Raw genomic sequence first — 7361 nt, forward strand, 5'->3', positions numbered from 1 at the left:
GCGGACGCGTTGCCGAAGCGACCGGCGCGAATGCTTTCTTCGTGCGTGACGGAACGCTCTACACGCCGACGCCGGACTGTTTCCTCGACGGGATCACGCGACGGACAGTGATCGACCTCGCGCGCAAGCGGGGCATTGAGGTGGTCGAGAAGCCGGTCTGGCCCGAGGAGCTGGAAAGCTTCGAGCAGATGTTCCTGACCGGGAGCGCGGCCGAAGTGACGGCGGTACAGTCGGCGGGCCCTTGGGCCTTCGAGGTCGGCGACATGACGCGCCAGCTCGCCAAGGACTATGACGACCTGGTCAACGGCCGAATCCCGAACGCCTAGCGTGGGGTGAGAAGCGCCGCGTTCGCGAGGTCGCGGATGCCATTTCGCGTGATGTCGGCGAGCAAGTCCTCCAGCCAGCTCCGATCCAGCCGCCGCTGAAGGTCGATATGGTCGAGCAGATGTTTGCTGCCGGTCGAGATGACCGGTTCCAGTTGCTCACGGATAGGACCGAGCTTCGCGATCAACTCATCGAGCCGGGCAATCCGCCGGCGGAGCGCCTCTTTCACGACGCCCGGATCGGCGAAGTGGAGGAATAGCAGTGCGCCATAGAGGGTCTGTGCTACCGGGCCCTCAGCATCGAGTTGACGGTGAAGCTCTTCGCGAAAGCGCGCCCGACCCTCATCAGTGATCCGGTAAATCGTCCGCATGCCTCCGCGAGCCACGCGTTCCTGGGCAATGGAGACGATGAGCTCGTCCTTCTCGAGCTGCCGAACCGCATAGTAAAGCGTGCCGACGTCAGCGTCGACGTAGCATTCGACCATCGCGGCCTGGAGGCGGCGCTTGATTTCGTACGGGTGGAAGTCGCCGCGGTGGAGGACGCCGAGGATCAGGAACCTTGAGTTCATAGTATAATTAAACTAATGTGATTCGACTAATCAAGGGGCTTCGCGATGTGGCGAATCACTGGAAGCGCCGTTGCCGGCCTGCTTGCGTGGGTGGTCTTCATCACGCTGCTCAATTTCGCACTTCGAGCGGCCATTCCGGGTTACCATGCGGCGGAGACGACGCTGGTCTTCACGCCGGCGATGAAAACGGGAAGACTTGTCGAGGCGGCTTTGGCCTCGCTCGCGGCCGGTGCAGTGGTGCGGCTCATCGCGCCAGCAAGCAAGTGGGCACCGTGGATCGTGGGCCTGATCCTGCTTGCGATGTTCCTTCCCGAACATGCGAAGCTCTGGAACAGGTTCCCGCTCTGGTATCATCTGAGCTTCCTCGTGCCGCTTGCGCCGCTGGTTGCGGCGGGCGCGGTAATGGTGACGAACTCGCGGAGCGTCCGTCAGCCCGCGGTCAGCTGAAGATCGTGAGGTCGAGCGGCTCGCTCGGCCCGAACCAGATCACATGCTTCGTGTGGTCGTCCAGGTCGTCACCGGTATTGGCATGCGCGAAGACCGTCAGGCCGTCGCGGTTCAGCGCAAGCCATTGCGCCACGTCGCCGAACTGAGCGGTCGCGACGGTCAGCTGGCAGCTCCCGCGCGGGTGCGGACCGACCGGGCGAAGATGGAAATGCCCGACCGCGACGCGGAAGCGGTCTTGCGCCGCAGCAGCTAATCGGCGTGCTCTTTCGACCTCTGACGGATCATAATAGATGTGGGCGTGGAAGTTGTGGATAGTGGGTTCGGCCATGGCCACCTTATAGCGCAACTGGGTCCGGCGCCCATCTCCCGTTTCAAACTCGGCCCCTTTCAACTGAGGACGCGCCCGGTATAAGCGCGCCTTCCCGCACCCTCGCGCAGGCATGGTGGGGCGTCGCCAAGTGGTAAGGCACCGGTTTTTGGTACCGGCATTCGCAGGTTCGAATCCTGCCGCCCCAGCCAGCACTTCGCTCGAATTCGGACACTCATTCCGAACTTTGGTGGGGAAGGTCCCTGAACTTGGCTCGCCACCCGCAAGCGGAACCTCTGTTCCGAGGGAAAAGCGAGCGCTTGCTAACGTCCAGCTAAGGTCCGGACGAACTGGGCGAGTTCGGCGGAGAACCGGTTGGGCTGGTCAAGGAACACCGCATGAGCTGAATCGTCGATTTGGACAAACTGCGCCTTCTTGATCACTCGGACTTCGGCTTTCTGGCGCTCGAGCTCGCGACTGCTTGCCGCCGCAATGATCAGCACCGGACAGGTGATTTTCGGGAGGGCGTCCCTGCGATCCGCAGTGAACAAATCCGCGACAAGCATGGACATGCCGATCGACGACGGAGTCTTCATGGCGGTCGAGACGGCGCGATCGATGACGCCGGCAGCTTGCGGTTTGCTGACGATCGCGCGGAACATGCCGCGAAGGTACGCTTCCTGATTGCCGAGGTAGGTGCTGAAGAGCCGGAACTGGAACGCGACCTCCGCTGGACGTTCGGCGATAGCGTTCGCGCCGTCCGACACCGCTGCATCCACCAGGACGATGCCGCCGATGTCGCGCGTGCCAAAACGTTGAACGTAAGCTGCGATGTCCTGGACCGCTTGCGACCAGCCCACGAGAACGGCGCCGTGAACGCCTTCCTTCGTCAGCAGCACGTGCAGGTCGGCCGCCCGTTGTTCGGGCGTATTTCCGGTCACGGTCTTGGTTGATTCCCCCTGGGAACGCGGGTCGAAAGAGATTACCCGACTTTCACTCTTGAAGCGCTCGATCTGGTCCGACCAGATGTCAGCGCCGGCGCTCCAACCAGGAATGAAGATGATCGTCGAGCGTGCTGCCGGATCCCCGGCTTCGACGATGCGCAACGCCACATTCGGCGCAACGGCGACTCGCCCTTCTGCGGCCACGGTCGTCCTGTGACCTCCGCGAGCGGCCAGCGGCATCGCCGGAGCAACCAGGATGCCGCTGAGCAGCAAGAGCACAAGAGTCCGGATCAGCTTGCAGGCAATGATGCCCGACCTGGGGTTTGCACCAGGCGGACCGGATGCCGACGCGGTCGCTGGTTTGACCGGACAAGTGCGCACACTTCGCAGGGGAATGAGCTTCAACACCCTTTCAGACTATGACAACCGGGTCGCCTTGACAACAAACAGGTTAACCTGTCTGTTTGTCGAGGATGGAGTTGCACAGATGAATCGTCGCATTCTGGAAATCGCTGGAATGGCTGCGGCCGCAGCCGGGACAGCGGCGGCTGCCGAAGCGTCGAGACCCAATTCGCATCCGGTTGTTGAGCTCCGACAGTACAAGCTCGTGCACGGCGCGCAGGAAAAGTTCATCGCCTTGTTCGATCGCGAGTTCGTGGACACTCAAGAGGCGCTGGGAATGCGGCTGATCGGCCAGTTCCATGACCACGACCGACGCGATCGCTTTACGTGGATCCGCGAATTTCCCGATATGTCGGCCAGGGCCCAAATGCTGGACAGTTTCTACAACGGGCCGGTTTGGGCGAAGCACCGCGGGGTGGCCAACCCGCTGCTCGACGACAATGACAATGTGCTGCTGTTGCGCCCGGCGCGGGACGGATCGGGTTTCGGCCCGTCGACCCCCCGCGCCGCGATTGGAGCGGCCCCTAAGCCGGCCGAAACCTATTTTGCCGTGATCGAATACCTCTGGAAGGATCCGAACGACGGTTTTTCATCCTTCTTCCTCGATCATGCTGCGCCGCTTCTCGAGCAGGCCGGACTGCCCATCCTGGGTGTCTACGTGCCGGAAGAGTTGCCAAACAATTTTCCACGGCTTCCAACCCGCCCAGACAGGAAAGTCCTGATCTGGTTTACCAAAGCGTCGCAGCCGGACGATTTTGATGCCATCCGCCGCAATCTCGCGCTCACACCGGCGTGGCGGCAATCGGTCGGCTCCGCCCTCTCGGATGCGGAAGAGAGACCACCGCAAATCCTTAGGCTGGACCCGACGCCGCGATCGGCATTGCAATGAAGGCCACCATTCGCAAAAACGACCCAACGAACACCCGCGGGCGGGTTCTGGACGCCGCCGCGGGGCTGTTCTCCCGCAAGGGCTATGCCGACACGTCGATGCAGGACATCATGGCGGCGGCAGGCGTGACAAGCGGCGCGCTCCATCACCATTATTCCACGAAGAAGCAGCTTGGTCTCGCGGTCATCAACGAGCGAGTCGCGGCGACTGTCGAGGAGGCTTGGATCGACCCGGTCCGAAACGCCGCGACAGCCGAGGCAGGCGTGCGGAAAGCCATGACAGACATCATTGCCGACCTGAAGGAAGGATCCATTGCCGGCTGTCCGCTCAACAACCTGGCGCTCGAGCTTGCCTATGCAGAGCCGCAATTTGGCTCAGCCCTGCAGCCCATCTTCGACCGCTGGACCCAGGTTCTTGCCAGGCAGATCGGAGCCACTGGATTTGCTTTGGCGGGTCCAGCAGCCACAGCCGAGGAAATGGCGACGCTCGTAATTGCCGCTTATTCCGGGGCCATGACCATGGCCAAGACTGGACAATCGGTTCAACCGTTGAAGGCGGCGCTGAAGCTTCTGACCCGATTGCTCGAACCTGCGCCCTCCATCGGTCCGGCCGACGCCTGACGAGCTTGGGTTCTTCGTTTACCTACACTTCTGCACCATCATTTGGAGCCCGTTATGCGCGTCGCTACTGGTTTGATGCTAGCCGTGATTGGTCTTGGTAGTCCTGCAACTGCGCAAGTCCGGGACGGCTCCCACGACTTCGACTTCTCGCGCGGCCGTTGGACGACCGAGCTCACAATCATCAACGACCCGTTCAACCAGCCTAACTCCGCCGTTCACATGCACGGTACGAAAGAAGCGCGACCGCTGTGGGGAGGCAAAGGCTGGATCGAGGAGATCGAGGCGGACGGTCCGGCCGGCCATTGGGAAGCGGCCAATGTTTTCCTCTACGATCCGAAGGCGCGCCAATGGAGCGAGAACTATGTCGACAGCTCGGTAGGGCGCATGGAGCGACCCGGAATCGGCGGATGGCACGACGGCAAGCTTGAGTTCTATTCGCAAGCGGATGTCGGCGGTAAGACCATGCTCGTCCGGGGCACGTGGACCATCGAAAGCGCGGATCACCACAGCTATGAGGTGGCCCGCTCGGACGATGGCGGACGGACGTGGCATCGTTCATTCTACGCAGACGTCCGCCGAGAGAGGTAGAACGGACAGACGGGCAAGCCGTGCAGATCCTGCTCGGCCACTCTAAATGGAGACCGCCGTCATCACTGAGGCAACGCACGTCGATCAGCCCTCAGCCGATAGCCGACTGCCGGTTCGTTGATGATCAGCCGGGGTTCGGCGGGGCTTCTTTCCAGCTTCTGTCGCAAAGTTCGAATCGCGACCCGCAGATAGTCGATCTGGTTTTCCTGCGCTGGACCCCAGACGCTTTTGAGCAGATGCGCATGGCTGACCACCTGTCCCGGGTGCTTGGCCAGTTCTGCTAGGACGGCATATTCCTTAGGCGTCAGGTGGACGTCCTCTCCGTCGCGCCGGACGATGCGATTGAACAGGTCGATTGTGACGCCGTCCACCTTTAACAGCCGCTCTTCCGTTTCCGGGCCCATGTCCGCGAGACTGGAGACGTAGCGGTCGAGCTTCTGGGCCTCCGCACCAATCGTTGAAAGAGCCTCCCGGTCGGTCGCACCGCTGCGCCGGAGCTGCCCGGCGGCCGCGCGTATCGCCTTTAGCCCCGGCCGCAAATCGTCGCCAATTGTCGCAAGCAGGACCGACCGAACGCGATTGCGCTCACGGTCGTGCGACGCGGCCTGCGCCTCTGTTTCCAGCCGGGCGCGTTCCATGGCGAGCGCGATCTGATCGAGCAGATTGTCGAGTAGCTCGAACTGGTCCGATTGCAGAGGCGGAGCGCCGTCGTCGCGCGCAAGTGCGACGACGGCCATCACCGTCGCGCCCGAAGTGACGGCGTGGAACTGCCATTCGACGGGCACAGCGCGGTCGAGGCCGCGCCCGGCCCTTCCCCCATTTTCGAATACCATCGCCGCGACAGCCAGGTCGCCCGGCGTGAGACGCAAATGAGAGGGCGCGGCAGCGACGATTTGCAGCTCGGGACCGCCGATCAGAAGCTCGGCATTGCAGCCGAAGATCTGCGACAGCTCGCGCGCGCTGACTTCGGCGATGTCCTGTGCGGCCGTGCAGGTGAGCAGCCGCCGCGCGAGACCGGCGATGGTCGCATTCCGGTTGGCATGCGCCTCCGCGAGGCGAGCCTGGCGACGGACCGAGGCTGCGAGCTGGCTCGTCACCAGGGCGGTAACGAACAGGACGACGACCGTCACGACCTCGTTCGGGTTGTCGATCCGCAAGCTGAACACCGGCGCGGTGAAGAAGAAATTATAGGCGAGGGCGGACAGGAGCGCGGCGAACAGCGCCGGCCACAGGCCGCCAAGGACCGCGGTCGCCAGCACGGCGGGAAGATAAAGCAGGTCGACCGCCGAATTGCCCCATTCGGGCGAGAGCGCCAGACCCAGCAATGTGGATCCGACCACGAACAACATGGCTTCGGCATAACCGAGGAGCGGCGACGGCGAGGAGAACGAACGGAAAGCAGTCATGCCACTGGATTGATGCGGGCGAGGCCGCGCGTCGAGTGGTGAGCAGCGGAAACCCGCGGTTTCTTAAGGGGGCGCGAGCTTAATCCACATGGAATCTTTATCATTGTCGACCGCACATCGGCGCCATGGCAACCGTCATTCACCCGTCTGCGGCAACAGCGGCCGCTTCCATCAACGACTCGGAAGGCCACTCACGGTCCGCACTCACTCTCGGCGCCCTTGGAGTGGTGTTCGGCGATATCGGAACCAGCCCGCTTTATGCTTTCCAGGCGACACTGGACCCGCGCTATCACCTGAAACTGGTGGTCACGGACCTCTATGGCATTGCCAGCCTGATCTTCTGGTCGTTCGTGTTCGTCGTCACGATCAAATATGTCTTCATCGTCATGCGCTGCGACAATCGCGGCGAGGGCGGCAGCCTGGCCTTGTATTCGCTGATCCAGCGCAATCTCGGACCCGACAAATTGCCGCGCTGGTTGCTGGTCGCCGCCTTGTTCGCGACCGCCCTGTTTTACGCCGACGCCATGCTGACGCCGGCGATCTCCGTCATCTCGGCGGTTGAAGGTCTCGGCATCGTCGGCAGTGCGTTCAAGCCATACATCGTCTGGATCGCGCTCGTGATCCTGATCAGCCTGTTCGCGATCCAGCGGCACGGCACGGACCGGGTCGGCAAGCTGTTCGGCCCTGTCATGCTGGTCTATTTCGCCGTCATTGCGGCGATGGGCATCGTCCAGATCGCCGGACATCCGCAGGTGGTCCGCGCGCTGAACCCCATTTACATCTGGACCTTCTTCACCGCCCACCCGCTCTATTCGTTCCTGGCGCTCGGCGCGGTCGTTTATGCGGTTACCGGGACCGAGGCGCTT

10 protein-coding genes and 1 tRNA gene are annotated in these 7361 nt (G+C 62.5%); 7 read left to right on the forward strand and 4 right to left on the reverse strand.

The features are described 5' to 3' along the window. A partial coding sequence (locus tag JOZ79_RS06175; RefSeq protein WP_294072054.1) for an aminotransferase class IV occupies positions 1-326 on the forward strand: 326 nt, incomplete at its 5' end. Here JOZ79_RS06175 and JOZ79_RS06180 read toward each other — a convergent pair. Next, entirely contained in the window at positions 323-892 is a 570-nt protein-coding gene (locus JOZ79_RS06180) for a PadR family transcriptional regulator (RefSeq protein WP_294072056.1), read from the reverse strand. The genes JOZ79_RS06175 and JOZ79_RS06180 overlap by 4 nt on opposite strands. A 45-nt stretch (positions 893-937) precedes the next feature. Here JOZ79_RS06180 and JOZ79_RS06185 point away from each other — a divergent pair, with 45 nt between their 5' ends. Then, positions 938-1339 (forward strand): hypothetical protein, encoded by a 402-nt coding sequence (locus tag JOZ79_RS06185; RefSeq protein ID WP_294072059.1) that lies wholly within the window; start codon positions 938-940, stop codon positions 1337-1339. On the opposite strand, the gene JOZ79_RS06190 is transcribed toward JOZ79_RS06185, so the two are convergent. Then, positions 1332-1667: a DOPA 4,5-dioxygenase family protein gene (locus JOZ79_RS06190; protein WP_294072062.1), complete on the reverse strand. Its 336-nt coding sequence runs from the start codon at positions 1665-1667 to the stop codon at positions 1332-1334. The two genes, JOZ79_RS06185 and JOZ79_RS06190, sit on opposite strands and share 8 nt — an antisense overlap. Before the next feature lie 116 nt (positions 1668-1783). Here JOZ79_RS06190 and JOZ79_RS06195 point away from each other — a divergent pair. Further along, positions 1784-1858: transfer RNA gene (locus tag JOZ79_RS06195), tRNA-Gln, on the forward strand. A gap of 111 nt (positions 1859-1969) precedes the next feature. Here JOZ79_RS06195 and JOZ79_RS06200 read toward each other — a convergent pair. Then, positions 1970-2758, reverse strand: coding sequence for an alpha/beta hydrolase (locus JOZ79_RS06200; protein WP_294072065.1), 789 nt, complete (start codon positions 2756-2758; stop codon positions 1970-1972). A gap of 88 nt (positions 2759-2846) precedes the next feature. Here JOZ79_RS06200 and JOZ79_RS06205 point away from each other — a divergent pair, with 88 nt between their 5' ends. From JOZ79_RS06205 to JOZ79_RS06215, 3 genes are read left to right on the forward strand one after another with little or no spacing between them, the layout of a single operon-like run. Next, on the forward strand, positions 2847-3881 hold the full coding sequence (locus tag JOZ79_RS06205; protein ID WP_294072068.1) for an NIPSNAP family protein: 1035 nt from the start codon (positions 2847-2849) through the stop codon (positions 3879-3881). After that, entirely contained in the window at positions 3878-4501 is a 624-nt protein-coding gene (locus JOZ79_RS06210) for a TetR/AcrR family transcriptional regulator (RefSeq protein WP_294072071.1), read from the forward strand. Before JOZ79_RS06205 ends, JOZ79_RS06210 begins: the two co-directional genes overlap by 4 nt. Positions 4502-4555: 54 nt before the next feature. Beyond that, on the forward strand, positions 4556-5089 hold the full coding sequence (locus JOZ79_RS06215; protein ID WP_294072074.1) for a DUF1579 family protein: 534 nt from the start codon (positions 4556-4558) through the stop codon (positions 5087-5089). Between the two features lie 62 nt (positions 5090-5151). On the opposite strand, the gene JOZ79_RS06220 is transcribed toward JOZ79_RS06215, so the two are convergent. Next, the gene (locus JOZ79_RS06220) at positions 5152-6495 is read right to left on the reverse strand and encodes a DUF4118 domain-containing protein (RefSeq protein ID WP_294072077.1); all 1344 of its coding nucleotides are present in this window, start codon (positions 6493-6495) and stop codon (positions 5152-5154) included. Between the two features lie 125 nt (positions 6496-6620). Between JOZ79_RS06220 and JOZ79_RS06225 the strand changes: the two genes are divergently transcribed. After that, positions 6621-7361: KUP/HAK/KT family potassium transporter (locus tag JOZ79_RS06225; RefSeq protein ID WP_294072078.1), on the forward strand; the 741-nt coding region annotated here is incomplete at its 3' end.

It is taken from the genome of Sphingomonas sp. (genome assembly GCF_019242355.1).
GTDB lineage: Bacteria > Pseudomonadota > Alphaproteobacteria > Sphingomonadales > Sphingomonadaceae > Sphingomicrobium.